This window comes from Streptomyces sp. NPDC058284 (assembly GCF_042881135.1).
Classification (GTDB): Bacteria; Actinomycetota; Actinomycetes; order Streptomycetales; family Streptomycetaceae; genus Streptomyces.
Genome location: NZ_JBHVYE010000011.1, coordinates 204,739 through 221,318, shown reverse-complemented (window position 1 = coordinate 221,318; position 16,580 = coordinate 204,739). Strand labels below are relative to the sequence as shown.

Annotated in this window: 14 protein-coding genes; 10 read left to right on the top strand and 4 right to left on the bottom strand. The window is 72.4% G+C overall.

Annotation, left to right across the window (positions count from 1 at the left end; translation table 11 throughout):
• Window positions 1-174: 174 nt before the first annotated feature.
• A complete protein-coding gene (gene sucC / locus ACFVYR_RS18190) occupies window positions 175-1,353 on the top strand; it encodes an ADP-forming succinate--CoA ligase subunit beta (RefSeq protein WP_384250248.1) in 1,179 nt (392 codons plus the stop codon).
• Window positions 1,354-1,374: 21 nt separating this feature from the next.
• Window positions 1,375-2,259, top strand: a complete 885-nt coding sequence (gene sucD / locus ACFVYR_RS18185; RefSeq protein WP_384250247.1) for a succinate--CoA ligase subunit alpha — start codon at window positions 1,375-1,377, stop codon at window positions 2,257-2,259.
• 129 nt (window positions 2,260-2,388) lie between these two features.
• Here the strand turns inward: sucD and ACFVYR_RS18180 are convergent, their stop codons facing one another.
• A complete protein-coding gene (locus tag ACFVYR_RS18180; RefSeq protein ID WP_384250244.1) occupies window positions 2,389-3,867 on the bottom strand; it encodes a sigma factor-like helix-turn-helix DNA-binding protein in 1,479 nt (492 codons plus the stop codon).
• A gap of 154 nt (window positions 3,868-4,021) precedes the next feature.
• On the opposite strand from ACFVYR_RS18180, the gene ACFVYR_RS18175 reads away from it, so the two are divergent.
• Window positions 4,022-5,935, top strand: a complete 1,914-nt coding sequence (locus tag ACFVYR_RS18175; protein WP_384250242.1) for a DUF6350 family protein — start codon at window positions 4,022-4,024, stop codon at window positions 5,933-5,935.
• A gap of 38 nt (window positions 5,936-5,973) precedes the next feature.
• Here the strand turns inward: ACFVYR_RS18175 and ACFVYR_RS18170 are convergent, their stop codons facing one another.
• Window positions 5,974-6,837, bottom strand: coding sequence for a hypothetical protein (locus tag ACFVYR_RS18170; protein ID WP_384250240.1), 864 nt, complete (start codon window positions 6,835-6,837; stop codon window positions 5,974-5,976).
• A gap of 253 nt (window positions 6,838-7,090) precedes the next feature.
• On the opposite strand from ACFVYR_RS18170, the gene purN reads away from it, so the two are divergent.
• On the top strand, window positions 7,091-7,729 hold the full coding sequence (gene purN / locus ACFVYR_RS18165) for a phosphoribosylglycinamide formyltransferase (protein WP_384250237.1): 639 nt from the start codon (window positions 7,091-7,093) through the stop codon (window positions 7,727-7,729).
• Entirely contained in the window at window positions 7,726-9,303 is a 1,578-nt protein-coding gene (gene purH / locus ACFVYR_RS18160; RefSeq protein WP_384250235.1) for a bifunctional phosphoribosylaminoimidazolecarboxamide formyltransferase/IMP cyclohydrolase, read from the top strand. Before purN ends, purH begins: the two co-directional genes overlap by 4 nt.
• 79 nt (window positions 9,304-9,382) lie before the next feature.
• Here purH and ACFVYR_RS18155 read toward each other — a convergent pair whose 3' ends face one another.
• Complete coding sequence (locus ACFVYR_RS18155) at window positions 9,383-10,006, bottom strand: hypothetical protein (RefSeq protein WP_384260572.1); 624 nt, start codon at window positions 10,004-10,006, stop codon at window positions 9,383-9,385.
• 276 nt (window positions 10,007-10,282) lie between these two features.
• On the opposite strand from ACFVYR_RS18155, the gene ACFVYR_RS18150 reads away from it, so the two are divergent.
• From ACFVYR_RS18150 to ACFVYR_RS18135, 4 genes are all read left to right on the top strand, one after another.
• Window positions 10,283-11,137: a bifunctional methylenetetrahydrofolate dehydrogenase/methenyltetrahydrofolate cyclohydrolase gene (locus ACFVYR_RS18150; RefSeq protein ID WP_384260575.1), complete on the top strand. Its 855-nt coding sequence runs from the start codon at window positions 10,283-10,285 to the stop codon at window positions 11,135-11,137.
• Between the two features lie 23 nt (window positions 11,138-11,160).
• Window positions 11,161-11,688 (top strand): DUF3017 domain-containing protein, encoded by a 528-nt coding sequence (locus ACFVYR_RS18145; RefSeq protein ID WP_384260578.1) that lies wholly within the window; start codon window positions 11,161-11,163, stop codon window positions 11,686-11,688.
• A 397-nt stretch (window positions 11,689-12,085) separates the two neighbouring features.
• Complete coding sequence (locus ACFVYR_RS18140) at window positions 12,086-13,276, top strand: sensor histidine kinase (RefSeq protein ID WP_384260581.1); 1,191 nt, start codon at window positions 12,086-12,088, stop codon at window positions 13,274-13,276.
• 12 nt (window positions 13,277-13,288) lie between these two features.
• Window positions 13,289-13,987 carry a response regulator gene (locus tag ACFVYR_RS18135; protein WP_384260583.1) on the top strand — a complete coding sequence of 233 codons (699 nt, stop codon included), beginning with the start codon at window positions 13,289-13,291 and terminating at the stop codon, window positions 13,985-13,987.
• Window positions 13,988-14,087: 100 nt separating this feature from the next.
• Here ACFVYR_RS18135 and ACFVYR_RS18130 read toward each other — a convergent pair whose 3' ends face one another.
• The gene (locus ACFVYR_RS18130) at window positions 14,088-14,465 is read right to left on the bottom strand and encodes a hypothetical protein (RefSeq protein WP_384260586.1); all 378 of its coding nucleotides are present in this window, start codon (window positions 14,463-14,465) and stop codon (window positions 14,088-14,090) included.
• A 726-nt stretch (window positions 14,466-15,191) separates the two neighbouring features.
• Between ACFVYR_RS18130 and ACFVYR_RS18125 the strand changes: the two genes are divergently transcribed.
• On the top strand, window positions 15,192-16,331 hold the full coding sequence (locus ACFVYR_RS18125) for an XRE family transcriptional regulator (protein ID WP_384260589.1): 1,140 nt from the start codon (window positions 15,192-15,194) through the stop codon (window positions 16,329-16,331).
• The last annotated feature ends 249 nt before the right edge of the window (window positions 16,332-16,580 follow it).

Here is a 16,580-nt window from a genome sequence, read left to right as displayed (position 1 = left end):
GGGAGGCACGGCCCACGGCGATAACCTGCGAGACGGACATGCCGCGTACCGGACTCCGTCCTACGCCTCCCTTGTGACAGCGCAGTCACGTTGCCCTCCGCGGCACGCCCACGCAGACAGCTGACACCAAAGCAGCGAGATCGCAGCGAGATCACGGATTAGGGACGGACGCGCGTGGACCTGTTCGAGTACCAGGCGAGGGACCTCTTCGCCAAGCACGGTGTACCGGTGCTGGCCGGTGAAGTCATCGACACGCCTGAGGCGGCGCGCGAGGCCACCGAGCGACTGGGCGGCAAGTCGGTCGTCAAGGCGCAGGTGAAGGTCGGTGGCCGCGGCAAGGCCGGCGGCGTGAAGCTGGCGGCGAACCCGGACGAGGCCGTCGCTCGCGCGACGGACATCCTCGGCATGGACATCAAGGGCCACACGGTCCACAAGGTGATGATCGCCGAGCTGTCTCCGGAGATCGAGGCGGAGTACTACGTCTCGTACCTCCTCGACCGCACCAACCGCACCTTCCTGGCCATGGCGTCGGTGCAGGGCGGCATGGACATCGAGGAGGTCGCGGAGAAGACCCCCGAGGCCCTCGCGAAGGTCCCGGTCAACGCCGTCGAGGGCGTGAACATCGAGAAGGCCCGCGAGATCGTGGCCAAGGCGAAGTTCCCGGCCGAGGTGGCCGAGGGCGTCGCCGAGGCGATGGTGACCCTGTGGGAGACCTTCGTCGCCGAGGACGCGCTCCTCGTGGAGGTCAACCCCCTCGTCAAGACCAAGGACGGCCGCATCCTGGCCCTGGACGGCAAGGTCTCGCTCGACGAGAACGCCGACTTCCGCCAGGCCGACCACGAGGCCCTCGAGGACAAGGACGCAGCCAACCCGCTCGAGGCTGCCGCCAAGGCCAAGAACCTCAACTACGTCAAGCTCGACGGCGAGGTCGGCATCATCGGTAACGGTGCCGGTCTGGTCATGTCGACCCTGGACGTCGTCGCGTACGCCGGTGAGGCGCACGGCGGCGTGAAGCCCGCCAACTTCCTCGACATCGGTGGCGGCGCCTCCGCCGAGGTCATGGCGAACGGCCTGGAGATCATCCTCGGCGACTCGGACGTCAAGTCCGTCTTCGTCAACGTCTTCGGTGGCATCACCGCGTGCGACGAGGTCGCCAACGGCATCGTGCAGGCCCTGGAACTGCTCGCCTCCAAGGGCGAGAAGGTCGAGAAGCCGCTGGTCGTGCGCCTCGACGGCAACAACGCGGAGCTGGGTCGCAAGATCCTGAGCGACGCCAACCACCCGCTCGTGCAGCGCGTGGACACCATGGACGGCGCGGCCGACAAGGCCGCCGAGCTCGCGGCCGCGAAGTAAGGGACGAGGGACAGAACAGCCATGGCTATCTTCCTCAACAAGGACAGCAAGGTCATCGTCCAGGGCATGACCGGTGCCACGGGCATGAAGCACACCAAGCTCATGCTGGGTGACGGCACCAACATCGTCGGCGGCGTGAACCCGCGCAAGGCCGGCACCTCCGTCGACTTCGACGGCACCGAGGTCCCGGTCTTCGGCTCCGTCAAGGAGGCCATGGAGAAGACGGGCGCCAACGTCTCCGTCCTCTTCGTGCCGCCGGCCTTCTCCAAGGCCGCCGTCGTCGAGGCGATCGACGCCGAGATCCCCCTCGCCGTCGTCATCACCGAGGGCATCGCCGTCCACGACTCCGCCGCCTTCTGGGCGTACGCGAAGTCGAAGGGCAACAAGACCCGCATCATCGGCCCGAACTGCCCCGGTCTCATCACCCCGGGCCAGTCGAACGCCGGCATCATCCCGGGCGACATCACGAAGCCGGGCCGCATCGGCCTGGTCTCGAAGTCCGGCACGCTGACGTACCAGATGATGTACGAGCTCCGTGACATTGGCTTCTCCTCGGCCGTCGGCATCGGTGGCGACCCCGTCATCGGTACGACGCACATCGACGCCCTGGAGGCGTTCGAGGCCGACCCCGAGACCGACCTGATCGTCATGATCGGCGAGATCGGCGGCGACGCGGAGGAGCGCGCGGCGGACTACATCAAGGCCAACGTGACGAAGCCGGTCGTCGGCTACGTCGCCGGCTTCACCGCGCCCGAGGGCAAGACCATGGGCCACGCCGGCGCCATCGTCTCCGGCTCCTCCGGCACGGCCGCCGCCAAGAAGGAGGCCCTTGAGGCCGCGGGCGTCAAGGTCGGCAAGACGCCGACCGAGACGGCCAAGCTCGCGCGAGCGATCCTCGCGGGCTGAGGTCGCCTCGGCAGTATCTGAAAGCGGGCCCGCACCTTTGGTTGAGGTGCGGGCCCGCTTTTTGTGCTCTGCGGGAGAGTGCTCTGCGGGAGAGCAGGGGCTTGTCGCGCAGTTCCCCGCGCCCCTGAATCAGTCCGGCCGGGGAGCCAGGCGTTCGGGGCCCGTGGACAGTTCTGCCCGGAGTTTGTCGCGCAGGAAGTGGTCCTCGGGGGTGAACGGGCCCGGGCCCATCCGCGGGGGTACGCCGCTGATGGCGGTGCCGGGGGCCAGCGGGGGCTCGTAGTGGGTGGGGGCGTTCCGCAGGGCCAGCGCCGTCGCGCCGACGATCAGGGCCGTGAAACCGATGGCCGCGCGCGTCCAGAACTGGACGTGGTACTCGCTGCCGGCGCGGATGCGCTCGGCCTTGGGCAGCCGCAGCCGCTCGCCCCTGCCGATCTCGCCGAGGCGCCGGTGCAGTACGTCGGGGTCGGCCAGGTCGGGCAGCCGTTCGCTGATCCTCTCGCGCGCGTGCAGCACACGGTTCGCGGTGGCGGGCGTGCTCGCCTCCGTCTCGGCCGCCGTCTCGGGCAGGTCGAGGCCGACGCCGTCGTACAGCATCAGGGCGCGGCGCTGCACGGGCGGCAGGCTCAGGAGCACCTTCAGCAGGGCGCGGTCGTCCTCCGTCGCGGGCGGCGCGTCCGGGTGGCGGCGGCCGGGGCGGTAGCGGTGCCAGGGGGCCATCGCGTACTCGTACGCCGCCGCGCGCACCCAGCCCGCCGGGTCAGGGTCCAGGGCGACATCGGGCCAGCGCTGCCACGCCAGTTGGAAGGCCCGCTCCACCGACTCCTGCGCGAGGTCCCGCCGTCCGGTGAGCGCGTACGCCTGGCGTACGAGGCCGGGGGCGCAGTGGGCGCAGAGGGCGTCGAAGGCCTGGGCCGGGGTGAGGTCGACGGGGCCGGCGGGTTCGGGGACGGTCGGCCGTTCCGGATGCGGGAGGGCGTGACCGGCCACGGCGGGGGCGGCGGGCGCCACGGGTGTCGGGGCCTCGGGTTTCGCCGCGCGCTTGGCCGCGGGCTGCGGTCTCGACCGCGACTTCGCGCCGTCGGCGGCTCTCGCCCATCCGGGCACGCGGCCCCGTTCGGGCGGGGGAGGGTGGGGTGGTCCCGACCGTCGTGACATGGATGGCGAGGACGGTGAGGACGGGGAGAGCGGCGAGGACGGGGAGAGCGGCGAAGGTCTGTCGCGGGGTGGGGCGGGTGCGGCGGGGCCGGTCGTGGCCGGGGCCTTCTCCGGTGCCCCGGCCGGTACCGTGGCCGGCCTCTTGGCCGCCGGTGCCACCGGTGCCGCTGCCGGTACCGCCGGTGCCGCCGCCTGTGGCTTCTCCCGGGTGTCGGCGCATGCCTTCTCGCGGGTCTGCTGCTCCTCCGCGGTGGCGGCCGCGTTCAGGAGCCTCGCGTACGTCTCACGCTTGCGGCCCTGCGGGTCCGTGCGGCCCGTCTCCCAGGAGCGCACTGTTTCGCGGGTGACGCCGATCCGCGTCGCGACGTCGGACTGGCTCAGCGACTTCGCCTCGCGCAGCCTGCGGCGTTCCTTGGGGGACGGCAGAGGCGTGGCAGGGCTCTGGGGCATGTCGGACTCTCCGCACCGTGGGCCGACGTACGGCGACCGGGAGCTGGGCACAGCCGACTCGCCGTACGAAAAAGTACATAAACGTATATTGGGCGACACATCCAATATTCGCCTGTTACGCGGAGAAAGCGCGTGTCGTTGGGACCATGGCCGCGTGACGCAGACGACGGATCCCCACGCCTCAATGCCGCCCGTCAAGCCGCTGCGCGAGCGGGCCCACGATCATTCACCCGGCCTGGCCACCTGCATGCTGAGCGGAGCCCTCGCCGCGTGCCTCGGGCTCGGCGCGTCCGCCGTTCTGGTGCTGACGCTCTGGATCACGTCGCCGTACCCGGACAACGGCCCGTCCGGCGCGCTGCACGTCGCGGCGGGGCTGTGGCTGCTGGCGCACGGCACGGAGCTGATCAGGGCGGACACGCTCTCGGGAGCGCCCGCGCCGGTCGGCGTGACCCCGTTGCTGCTTGCCGCGCTGCCCTGCTGGCTGCTGCACCGGGCGGGGCGGGAGGCGGCGGCCCCGGAAGAGCTCGGGCACGCGGTACGGACGGCGTGGAGCGGGGTGGCGGCCGGTTATCTGCTGGTCGGTACGGCCGCCGCGCTGTACGCGACGGGCGGTGAGCTGCGGCCCGGCTGGTTCAGTGCCGTCTTCCACCTCCCGGCGCTCGCGGTGAGCGCGGCAGGGGTCGGGGTGTGGACGGCCCGTGGCCGCCCGCACGGGCCGCTGCCGGCGTCCCTCGGGCGAGTACGGAACGTTCCCGACGAGGCGCGCGGCACGTTCGCCGCGGGCTTTGTCGTACGCGGTCGGGCGGTGGCCGTCGCACGGGCCGGGGCGGCGGGCGCGGCGGCGCTCGTCGGGGGCGGGGCGCTGCTCGTCGCGGTGTCGCTCGTGTTGCACGCCGGGTTGATGCATATGTCGTTCGCGCAGGTCGCGGACGTGTGGTCGGGACGTCTCGCGGTGCTCGTGCTGGCCCTCGCGCTGGCGCCGAACGCCGCGGTGTGGGGCGCGGCCTACGGCCTCGGCCCCGGCTTCGTGCTCGGTACCGGAACCGTCGTCGGCCCGCTCGCCGCGGAGGCGGCGCCGGCGCGGCTGCCGTCGTTTCCGCTGCTGGCGGCGGTGCCGTCGGCGGGTCCCGGCACGCCGCTGAGCTGGGCGGCCATGGTGGTCCCCGTGGCGGCCGGGCTCACCGTGGCCTGGTGCACGGTCCAGGCGGCGGTGCCTGCCTCCGGGCAACGGGCCGGGGCGTGGTCGCCGGGGCGTACGGCCTCGGGGGCCGCGCTGGCGGCGGTGGTGTGCGGGGTGACGACGGCGGGGCTCGCGGCGCTGGCCGGCGGGCCGATGGGGGTGGCGGTCCTCGCCGAGTTCGGGCCGGTGTGGTGGCAGACGGGGGCGGCGGCGCTGGGGTGGGTGGCGGTGATCGGGGTGCCCACCGCGCTGGGCTTGCGGCTGGTGCGACTGCGGACGCCGTCCGGCGGGGCGCGGCGAGGGTGGTTGCCGTGGTACGCGATGCCTTCGCGGCGGGTGCCTCGGCCGCGGGCGCCCCGGGCCGCGCGGGGGCGGCTTCTCGGGGGCGGACGCACGACTGAGGATGCCGCCGCTCCCGGGGGTGCCCCACCGGGCAGCGGTGCGGCCACGGAGCCGGGCAGGCGGTTTCCGTGGTTCGGGCGTAAGGCGGGTGCGGGTGGGGGTGGGGGTGCGGGTGGGGATGACGGCGTGGCCGGGGCTGCTTCGGTGGGTGGCGGCGTGACCCCGGCATCAGCTCCGGCGCCGGTCGGTCGGCCTGCGTGTACCGGGCGTACCGCCGAAGATGTCGGCGTACCCGCGAGCCTCTCGTCCGAGGACGGCACGGCCGCGGCGCCGGCCGACGCCGCCCGCGTAACGACTGACGATGCCCCGTCGCCCGCCCCGGGCACCCCGCCCGCCCCGGCGACCCCATCGCCCCCGATTGCCCCGCCCACTCCCACCCGGCACGACGAAGACGGAGACGACCCCACCGTCGCCCGGGAGGCGGCCCGCGGTGAACCGCTGAAGGAGGCGGGGGAGCAGCGTCAGGAGAATCGGGAGCCGTCCTGACCCTCCGGCGGCCACCAGCTCCGCCGCCCCGCCCCCTCCTAGTCCTGCTCCCCCAGCAGCGGACGCAGCGGCTTCGGCAGGAGGTCTTCGCAGGACTGCTTCGATACGTTCGTGAGCGCGTCGTCCACGCACGTGTAGTAGTCGCGGTACACCAGCTGCGCCGTGAACGTCGCCGCCACCATGAGCAGCGCGAGGGCGCCCGTCACCAGGCCGCTGATCGCGGCCGTCGTCTGCGGGCGGGTGCTCGACGGGTCGGTCCGGGGCCGGTCGGCGGGGGTGCCCGGAGCGGCGCCGGGAGTGGCGCCCGGAGCGGTGACCGAAGTGGCCGAGCCGGTCGCGGGCGGGGCCGCCGACGCCGCCGGAGCCGTCGGGTCCGGCGTGCGCGGCTTCGCGCGCAGTGACTGGACGGCCCACATCAGCGCGAGCGCGCCGAGCAGCAGCGCCAGGTAGCGCCAGCCGAACAGGGCGAAGAAGAAGCCCCACATGCCGGAGAGCAGGGCGTAGCGCGCGCGGCGCTGGGACGGGTCCGTCGGGTCCCAGCGCATGCCGCCGCCCTGGCCGCCCGGGCCACCCGGTCCCGCGGGACCCTCCCGGTCCCGGTCGGGACCGTTCTGCCGGCCCGGCCGTTCGCCGAAGACGCCGGAGGAGCGGCCCGGCTGGCGGTCGCTCCACTGGCTGCCCCAGGGGGAGCCGCGGTCCGGGTCGTCACCGCCGGAGTCGCCCGAGGGGCGGCGCGGCTGCCACGGCTGGTCCGGTGTCCCCTCCGGCGGCGGCGCGAAGGGATTGTCGTCGTCCTTGCCCGTCCCCTGGGAGCCCGTTTCCTGGGAACCCGTGCCTCGGGACTCCGGCCCCTGGGAGTCGGAGTCCTGCGGTGGAGACGAAGGGCGGCTACGGTCCGGCATCAGGTGTGCGTCTTCCCCTTGGTAGGGCCTCGTGGTGGAGCCGGTGTGCGGCTCGGCAACGCGGCGTTCGTCGGTATTCAGGCGCCTTTCCCACAGACGCTACCTTCCGCCCGCGCCCCCGTCCCGTGAGGGGCGGTTCCGTGTGCCGGTATCGTTGCTGGCGGTCGGCCGCTTCGTAGGGTTCCCCGTATCCAGGGGCCCGAAGCCTTCGTACGACCGTACAAAGACGCACCTTCCGAGAAAGGGCCCCGCCGTGGCCGAGAGCGCTGTGGTCGCTCGCCCCAAGCGACTCGTCGTGCTGGTCTCCGGGTCGGGCACGAACCTTCAGGCACTGATCGACGCCATCCACGCCGAGGGCGCGCGGGCCTACGGCGCCGAGATCGTCGCGGTCGGCGCCGACCGCGACGGCATCGCGGGCCTGGAGCGCGCCGAGCGCGCCGGGCTGCCGACGTTCGTCTGCCGCGTGAAGGACCACGCGACCCGCGACGAGTGGGACGCGGCGCTGGCCGCCGCGGTCGCCGCGTACGAGCCCGACCTGGTCGTCTCGGCCGGGTTCATGAAGATCGTGGGGAAGGAGTTCCTCGCCCGCTTCGGCGGGCGGTTCGTGAACACGCACCCCGCGCTGCTGCCCAGTTTTCCGGGGGCCCACGGTGCGCGCGACGCGCTCGCGTACGGCGTGAAGGTCACCGGCTGCACCGTCCACTTCGTCGACGACGGCGTCGACACCGGCCCGATCATCGCCCAGGGCGTGGTCGAGGTCCGGGACGAGGACGAGGAGAGCGCTCTGCACGAGCGCATCAAGGAAGTCGAGCGCACGCTGCTCGTCGATGTCGTGGGGCGTCTGGCCCGGCACGGCTACCGCATTGAGGGACGAAAGGTTCTTATCCCGTGACCGCCGAAGCTAAGAACGCCCCCGAGGCGCAGCGCCCCATCAAGCGCGCGCTCGTCAGCGTCTACGACAAGACCGGCCTGGAGGACCTCGCGCGCGGGCTGCACGAGGCGGGCGTCGAGCTCGTCTCGACCGGCTCGACGGCCGCGCGGATCGCCGCCGCCGGGGTGCCCGTCACCAAGGTCGAGGAGCTCACCGGCTTCCCCGAGTGCCTGGACGGCCGGGTCAAGACCCTGCACCCCAAGGTCCACGCCGGCATCCTCGCCGACCTGCGCCTGGAGGACCACCGCAAGCAGCTCGCCGAGCTGGGCGTCGAGCCCTTCCAGCTCGTCGTCGTGAACCTGTACCCCTTCAAGGAGACCGTCGCCTCGGGTGCCACGCCCGACGAGTGCGTCGAGCAGATCGACATCGGCGGCCCCTCGATGGTCCGCGCCGCCGCCAAGAACCACCCCTCCGTCGCGGTCGTCACCGACCCCGAGCGGTACGCGGACGTCCTGGCCGCCGTGCGCGACGGCGGCTTCGACCTGACCGCGCGCAAGCGGCTCGCCGGAGAAGCGTTCCAGCACACGGCCGCGTACGACGTGGCGGTGGCCGGCTGGTTCGCGGACGACTACGCGGCGGCCGACGACAGCGGCCACCCCGAGTTCCTCGGCGCCACGTACACGCGCAAGAACGTGCTCCGCTACGGCGAGAACCCGCACCAGGGCGCGGCCCTCTACGTCGACGGCAAGGGCGGTCTCGCCGAGGCCGAGCAGCTGCACGGCAAGGAGATGTCGTACAACAACTTCACCGACACGGACGCCGCGCGCCGTGCCGCGTACGACCACGACGAGCCCTGCGTCGCGATCATCAAGCACGCCAACCCGTGCGGCATCGCGATCGGCGCGAACGTCGCCGAGGCGCACCGCAAGGCGCACGCCTGCGACCCGCTCTCCGCGTTCGGCGGCGTGATCGCGGTCAACCGCCCGGTGTCCAAGGAGATGGCCGAGCAGGTCGCCGACATCTTCACCGAGGTCATCGTCGCGCCGGAGTACGAGGACGGCGCCCTCGACGTCCTCACCAAGAAGAAGAACATCCGCGTGCTGCGCGCCCACCGCGCCCCGGCCAACCCGGTCGAGGTCAAGCAGATCGACGGCGGCGCGCTGCTCCAGGTCACCGACCGCCTCCAGGCCGAGGGCGACGACCCGGCCAACTGGACGCTAGCCACGGGCGACGCCCTGAACGCGGGCGAGCTCGCCGAGCTGGCGTTCGCCTGGAAGGCGTCGCGCGCGGTCAAGTCCAACGCGATCCTGCTCGCCAAGGACGGCGCCTCGGTCGGCGTCGGCATGGGCCAGGTCAACCGCGTCGACTCCGCGAAGCTCGCCGTCGAGCGCGCGGGCGAGGAGCGGGCGCGCGGCTCCTACGCCGCGTCCGACGCGTTCTTCCCCTTCCCCGACGGCCTGGAGATCCTGACCGCCGCGGGCGTCAAGGCCGTGGTGCAGCCGGGCGGTTCGGTCCGCGACGAGCTGGTCGTGGAGGCCGCGAAGAAGGCGGGCGTGACGATGTACTTCACGGGGACGCGGCACTTCTTCCACTGAGCGGACCCGACGTGGAGAGAACGACGGTGGCCGCGCCCCCTGTGAGGGGCGCGGCCACCGTCGTACGTACCCGACTCGCTCAGTAGCGAGGGCGGTTGAACCAGGCGGTGCCGCTGGGGACGACGGGGGCGACGGTGATGATGACGGCGAAGACGACCCAGATCAACGGGCCGATGATTGCGGTCGCGAGGCCCGTGTCCAGACCGACGAAGAGGTAGATCAGACCGACGACACCACCGAGTGCCCCGTACACCACGGTGGTGATCCGCACGCCCTGGGCGCCCCGGCTGAACTTCACGCCGAGCGTGATCGACAGGGCGGCCAGCGCGGCGGCGATGAGCGCGAGGATCACGAAGATGCCGGCGGCCGCGTCACCGAAGTCGCCCGCGTCGTTGAACCCGAGGTCGTCGGCGCCGTCGGAGACGTCGTTGGCGACGGCGGCGCCGTAGAGGCAGCCGATGGCGCTCAGGATCTGCACCGCCGAGATGAGGAACAGGAAGACACGCGCGGTGACCAGGAGCCCCGGCATCGACTGCTGCATCATGTTGCCGCCCGGGTACCCGGGGTACGCGGGCTGCTGCGGGTAGCCGTAGGGCTGCTGCGGCGGGATGCCGGGCGGGGCCTGGGGATAGCCGTATCCGGGAGCGGCCGGGGGCTGCTGGGGCGGCTGCCCGTATGGGTTGTTCGGGTCGCCGAAACTCATGGCGGTCTTCCTCCGTCGGGTGGTGCGGGGACGACGCGGCACATCACGGAGGAATGTTCTACAGATGCGGTCCGTCCCCCCGACACTGCCCGCGGCACTGTGCCGCATATCGTTCTTTAACCCCGGCTTACTTGTCCAGCCGCATTCCATATGTGTTGTGCAAGTGCAACCTCGCTGATCAGGGGTGAGGCTCCGGTGGCACCGGGGAGCGACGCCGGGGGCGCGGGCGGGCGACCTGATTGGTACCGGGCGGGCCTCATCCGGGAAGATGGAGGCATGACCGCCCAGATTCTCGATGGCAAGGCCACCGCAGCCGCGATCAAGTCCGAACTGACCGCCCGCGTGGCGGCCCTGAAGGAGAAGGGCGTCACGCCCGGACTCGGTACCGTCCTGGTCGGCGACGACCCGGGCAGCCAGAAGTACGTCGCGGGCAAGCACCGCGACTGCGCGCAGGTCGGCATCGCCTCCATCCAGCGCGAACTGCCCGCCACCGCCTCCCAGGAGGAGATCGAGGCGGTCGTCCGCGAACTCAACGACGACCCCGCCTGCACCGGCTACATCGTCCAGCTCCCGCTCCCCAAGGGCATCGACGAGAACCGCGTCCTCGAACTCATGGACCCGGACAAGGACGCCGACGGCCTGCATCCGATGAACCTCGGCCGCCTCGTCCTCAACGAGCCGGCGCCGCTGCCCTGCACCCCGTACGGGATCATCCGGCTGCTCCGGCAGCACGACGTGCAGATCAAGGGCGCCGAGGTCGTCGTCGTCGGCCGCGGCGTGACCATCGGGCGGCCCATGCCGCTCCTTCTCACCCGCAAGTCCGAGAACGCCACGGTCACCCAGTGCCACACCGGCACCCGGGACCTCGCCGCCCACCTGAAGCGGGCGGACATCATCGTCGCCGCGGCGGGTGTGCCGCACCTGATCAAGCCGGAGGACGTGAAGCCGGGCGCCGCGATCCTGGACGTCGGCGTCTCGCGCGACGAGAACGGCAAGATCGTCGGCGATGTCCACCCGGGCGTCGCCGAGGTCGCCGGATGGATCTCCCCGAACCCGGGCGGCGTCGGCCCGATGACCCGCGCCCAGCTCCTGGTGAACGTCGTCGAGGCCGCGGAACGCCACGCGCGCTGAACGGAAAAGAGGCGAGGCAAGCCATGAGCGCAGAACCTGGCACGGGCGGCTCCCCGGGCGCTTCACGGGCCGAGGACGCTCTCGGTGTCGACGTCGAGAAGGGCGCCGAGGACGTTCCGCTCGCCAAGGGCACGGTCAGCGCGCCCGGACCGGACGGACGGCCCCGGAAGGTGTCGCGCCGCTTCCCGCTGTTCACGCGCGACACCGCGCGCCCCGAGGGCGGCGGCCGTGCCGCGGCGGGCGACGCCCCCGCACCGGCCAGGCAGTGGCCGCTGATCAGCGTCGTCTCGCTGGTCGGACTCGGCTTGCTGCTCACCGCGTTCGACGTGTTCCGCGTCGGCACGATACTGGTCGGCGTCGCGCTCATCGGGGGCGCCGCGCTGCGCTGGGCGCTGCCTGACGTGGGCATGCTGGCGGTGCGCTCGCGGTTCACGGACATGGTCACGTACGGGGTGCTCGGCGTCGCCATCGTGCTTCTCGCGATGATGGCGCAGCCGGATCCGGTGCTGGAGATCCCGTTCCTGGACGACACGTTGCACTACACGATCTAGGCGGGCGTGCGGCCGTGCGTGCGTGCTGGCGCGCGGGTGGGCGTACGTCGCGGTACGTCGCGGTACGTCGGCAGGCAGGCCCGCGTCGGCGCGAGCAGTGCCTGCCGCGCTCGATGTCTGGCGGTGGCCCGTCTTCCCCCGAGGAGACGGGCCACCGCCAGGTGGACCGGGCGCCCCCGTTCGGTCCCCCCGCGGCCGCGGTCCCGGGCGGCTCCGGCGGTTCGGCCGGTGCCGCGTGGCACTGGTCCCACACGCTACGGGCGGCCGTCGCACGCGTCGTCCCGCGCTGGATTGAACCCCGTCTGCTCCCGGCGCGGTACCCGCCCGGTTCCTACAACTTCCGCTGTACCGCGCCTGGTTGACGTTCCGACGCCCATATGCGCGTTACGCTGCGGCGATGCGGATCCGCCCCCTCGCCGTCGACGCGGTCATCGCGGTCGCCCTGACCACGGTCGCCGTGCTGCTCGGCCAGGAGTCCGCCAAGCAGGGCTGGACCGAACTCGACGCCGTGGGTTACGGATTGGTGGCCCTGGTCAGCCTCCCGGTCGCGGTCCGGAGCAGGGCACCGCTCGCCGTGCTGCTCGTCGTCCATCTGGCGTGGTTCGTGTACGTCACCGCCGGCTACTGGCCCGTGGTCGGCACCTTCGGACCCATGCTCTGCGTCTACACGGTCGCCTCCCTGTGCCCGCCCCGCACCTCGCTCCCCTGCACCGCACTGATGGCCGGGTTGTGGATCTACGCCGGTGCGATCAGCGAGGGCGCCTCCATGCCGTCCGTCGTCGGGCAGGCCGTCGGCTTCTCCCTGGTCCTCTGGCGCTTCGGGCACGTCGCGCGCCGGTCGGCCGAACTGGCACGGCAGTTGAAGCGGGAGCAGGACGAGCGGGCCCGGCGCGAGGTCGCCGAGGAACGCGGCCGGATCGCGCGCGAACTGCACGACGTCGTCGCCCACCACATGTCGGTGATATCCGTGCAGGCGGGCCTCGCGACGTTCGTCTTCGGCTCCGACCCGGCCACGGCACGCGCGGCGCTCGGCACCATCTCGGGGACCAGCGGCGAGGCGCTCGAAGAGCTCCGGCGCATGCTGCGGGTGCTGCGCGCCGAGGGCGGCACGGGTGAGGGCGGGGAGGGTGAGGGCGGCGAGTACGGGCAGTGCGGAGACGGTGGTCCCGCGGCGCCCATGCCCGGCCTGTCCCGTCTTGACGACATGGTCGAGCGCGTACGGGCCGGGGGCACCCGCGTCGAACTGCGCGTCACGGGAACGCCGCGGCCACTGGCGCCCGGCATCGAACTCTGTGCGTACCGCGTCGTCCAGGAGTCGCTGACCAACGTACTGAAGCACGCCCCCGGCGCCGCGGCGACCGTCGAACTCGCCTACCGGCGGCGGCACATCGAGGTCTGCGTCATCAACGACGGACAGGGGGTGATTCAGGACAGAGTGCGGACAGGCAGTGGACACGGCTTGATTGGGATGCGGGAGCGGGCCAAGCTCTACGGCGGGGCGATCAGCATCGGCCCGCTGAGCGAGGGGGGATTCGCGGTGCGCCTCACCCTGCCGACCTCGGCACGGGGGGACGACGCCACGGAGTGACCGGACAGCCGCATGACCGCATGCATCAGAGTGCTCGTCGTCGACGACCAGTTCCTCATCCGAGCGGGATTGGTGGGGCTGCTGCGCGCCGCGCCGGGCATGGAGGTCGTGGGGGAGGCGGGCGACGGCGACGAGGCCGTGGAGCTCGCCGCGCGGACCCGTCCCGACGTCGTCCTGATGGACATCCGGATGCCGGGCATGAACGGCATCACGGCCACCGCGAAGATCCTGCGGCAGGCCCCCGAACCGGCGCCACGCGTGCTGGTGCTGACCACGTTCGACCTCGACGAGTACGTGTACGGGGCGCTGCGGGCCGGAGCCTCCGGGTTCCTGCTCAAGGACTCGGGGCCCGAGCGGCTGCTCGCGGCGGTGACGGCGGTCGGCGGGGGCGACGCGCTCTTCGCGCCCAGCGTGACGCGGCGCCTGGTCGAGGCGTTCGCCCGGCGGGGGGTGGAACCCGACGGCGCGGAACGCAAGCCCCCGCCGGAGCTGAGGGCGCTGACCCTGCGCGAGGTCGAGGTCCTGAAGCTCATCGCCCGCGGCCTGACGAACGCGGACATCGCGGAGCGGCTCTACATCAGCGAGGCCACCGTCAAGACCCACCTCAACCGGACGATGAGCAAACTCGACCTGGACAGCCGGGCGCAGGCGGTGGTGGTCGCGTACGAGACGGGGCTCGTCACGCCGGGGGCGGCGGGCGGTCCGGGCTGACGCGGTGTCCCGCAGACCGCGGCCCGTCCTCTCCCCCGGGATGAGGACGGGCCGCGGGGCCGGGTGGGCGGTGGGCCCGGAAGCGGGCTCATAGGCGGGTTCAGCAGGTGACGACCTTGCCGTAGGAGCCGCGGCCCCAGGTCCACTCCCACTGCTCGTTGTTCTGGTAGGTGAGGCACGGCGAGTCGTTGCCCCAGTCGATGACGACCTTCAGGTGCATGGCCTGGCCGCAGTGGTTGGTCACCTTCACGTACTTCTTGTGCTTGATGACGTCCCGCTTGACGCAGGCCGGGGCCGTTCCCCGGAACGTCGCCGCGGAGGCGACGGAAGTGGTGGTGGGGGTGGCGGAGGTGGTGGACGTGGTGGACGTGGCGGGGGCGGTGGAGGTCGCCGAGACCGTCGGGGCCGTCGCGAGGACGGTGCCGAGGAGGGCGGATGCGGCGATGACGCCGCCGGCGAGCCGCTTGCCGTACTTCATGCCCGGTTCCCTTCGGGAGTACGTGGAGTCCGTGGAGTCCGGAGTCCGGTTCGTGCTGTTGGCCTGAATCCTGCTGTTGCCGCACCGAACTCTGCCGAGCCCTCCGATCGTGGAGGCGCAAGACATGGCCGAAGTCGCCCTTTCGGGGCCGTTCCCCGCCGCGGGAAGAGGCGGTGCCCGCCCTCACCCCCGTGAGAGGGCGGGCACCGCCGTTCGGGGGAGACGGTTCCTGTGTGATTCCCGCCGGAACCTCCCGATATAAGCGGTGCGTTCCGCTCGTGATCCAGAGTCATGGACCCGCCAACCGCGTTCAAGGGATGGTCGGTCCCTGTGGCACGGAGGTGACCATTCCGCAACGGTGTTCGAGCTGTGCAACAGGTGCAACGTGCCTGGTCCGGGGCGTGAAAATCCGAGTACTGAGGGGTGCGGGGGGAGTGGATGCGGGGCCGGGTGCGGGAAGTGGGTGTGGGGCTGGGCGCCGCATTTCGGAAGCATTGGGGCCTATGGGGCCGGTACTCGGGGTTCCGCATCGTGCCGTGGGACGGCGGTGGGACACTGTGCGGACGACCGCAGGGAGCGCGGCGGTGCTCGCCGTGGCCCGAACGCTCCCGTGCGCCCCCACTCCGGGAACTGAAATCCGGGCTCCGCGCATCCCTCTGGGTAGTCCGGCTGGGTGGTTCGTAGCGGGGGGCAGGACAGGCACGTACGGGGGGAACAGGGGGAGCAATGCCTCGTTGGAAGGCGCTACCGGATGAGCTCGACCCGCAGGTCAGGGAGTTCGCCGGCCAGCTGCGGAGGCTCGTTGACCGCAGCGGTCTGAGCATCGCGGCGGTGTCGGACCGCACCGGCTACAGCAAGACGTCCTGGGAGCGCTATCTGAACGGGCGGCTGCTCGCGCCGAAGGGGGCGATCGTCGCGCTGGCGGAGGTGACGGGTACGCCGCCCGTGCATCTCATCACCCTGTGGGAGCTCGCGGAGCGGGCGTGGAGCCGTTCCGAGATGCGGCACGACATGACGATGCAGGCGATACGCATATCGCAGGCTCGGGCGGCGTTGGGGGAGCCTTCCGCAGGTCCCGGGCACGGTACCGGTACCGGCCCCGTGCCCGGTACCGGTACCGGTACCGGTGCAGGGTCCGGGGTCGCCAAGCCTTCGGCGTCCCCGCAGCCTTCCGAGCCGGGCCGTGGGGGTAGCTGGGGCGTCGGTGGCGCGGGCGCCGTGGGGCGGGTGACGGGTGTGGCCGGGCCGGCCGGGGTGTCGCCCACCATGCCGCCGGGGGCGGCGCCGGGTGCGCCGGGTGCGCCGGGTGCGCCGGGTGCGCCGGGTGCGCCGGTGGACGGCGGGGGCACGCCCGATCGGCAGCGGGGCCGCAAGAAGCTGACGATGTTCCTCGCGGGGGTGGTCGGTGCGCTCGTCGTCATCGCCGCCGCGGTCTATCTGGTCGGCTTCGGCGACGACGGCAAGGGCGGCAACGAGGCGAAGCCGTCCGTGAAGCCGACCGCCGGCGACACGAAGCTTCCCGCCGGGGTCGAGTGCAGCGGCGAGGACTGTGCGGGCAAGGACCCCGAGAAGATGGGGTGCGGCGGCGACCTGGCCAGGACGACGGCGCGGACCACGATCGGCAGGACGCTGGTCGAGGTGCGGTACAGCAAGGTGTGCGGGGCCGCGTGGGCGCGGATCACGCAGGCGACGCCGGGGGACGAGCTGACGATCACCGGGGCGGGGGGCGGCGCCGAGGCGAAGCAGAACGGCACGGTGGACGCGGACTTCGACGCGTATACGCCGATGGTGGCGGCCAAGTCGGGCACGGCGGCGAAGGCGTGCGCGACGCTTGTGTCTGGGCGTGGGGGCTGTACGGGGGCGTAGGCGGCTGCGCTTGGGCGGGGTTTTGTGCGGGTCCGTTTGTGCTGGTGCGCCTCGGGTGCGTCTGTGGGGCGGGGCCGCGGGGGTATGTGCGTACTCGCTATCCCTGCGTCACGCTGCACGAACAACGGGGCTACAGGATGCTCGGTGCTCCGTTCGCACATACCCCCACGTCCCCTCCGGCGCGTGTGCGACCGCGGCCCGGTGGGGGTTGACCCGTCCTGCCGTACGTCGCGGGGCAAACGCCCCCCG

Coding starts and splice junctions, on each gene's coding strand:
- ACFVYR_RS18140 (WP_384260581.1), top strand. CDS start 12,086: ATGCGGATCCGCCCCCTCGCCGTCGACGCGGTCATCGCGGTCGCCCTG.
- ACFVYR_RS18145 (WP_384260578.1), top strand. CDS start 11,161: ATGAGCGCAGAACCTGGCACGGGCGGCTCCCCGGGCGCTTCACGGGCC.
- ACFVYR_RS18170 (WP_384250240.1), bottom strand. CDS start 6,837: ATGCCGGACCGTAGCCGCCCTTCGTCTCCACCGCAGGACTCCGACTCC.
- ACFVYR_RS18130 (WP_384260586.1), bottom strand. CDS start 14,465: ATGAAGTACGGCAAGCGGCTCGCCGGCGGCGTCATCGCCGCATCCGCC.
- ACFVYR_RS18135 (WP_384260583.1), top strand. CDS start 13,289: ATGACCGCATGCATCAGAGTGCTCGTCGTCGACGACCAGTTCCTCATC.
- ACFVYR_RS18155 (WP_384260572.1), bottom strand. CDS start 10,006: ATGAGTTTCGGCGACCCGAACAACCCATACGGGCAGCCGCCCCAGCAG.
- ACFVYR_RS18180 (WP_384250244.1), bottom strand. CDS start 3,867: ATGCCCCAGAGCCCTGCCACGCCTCTGCCGTCCCCCAAGGAACGCCGC.
- sucD (WP_384250247.1), top strand. CDS start 1,375: ATGGCTATCTTCCTCAACAAGGACAGCAAGGTCATCGTCCAGGGCATG.
- ACFVYR_RS18125 (WP_384260589.1), top strand. CDS start 15,192: ATGCCTCGTTGGAAGGCGCTACCGGATGAGCTCGACCCGCAGGTCAGG.
- ACFVYR_RS18150 (WP_384260575.1), top strand. CDS start 10,283: ATGACCGCCCAGATTCTCGATGGCAAGGCCACCGCAGCCGCGATCAAG.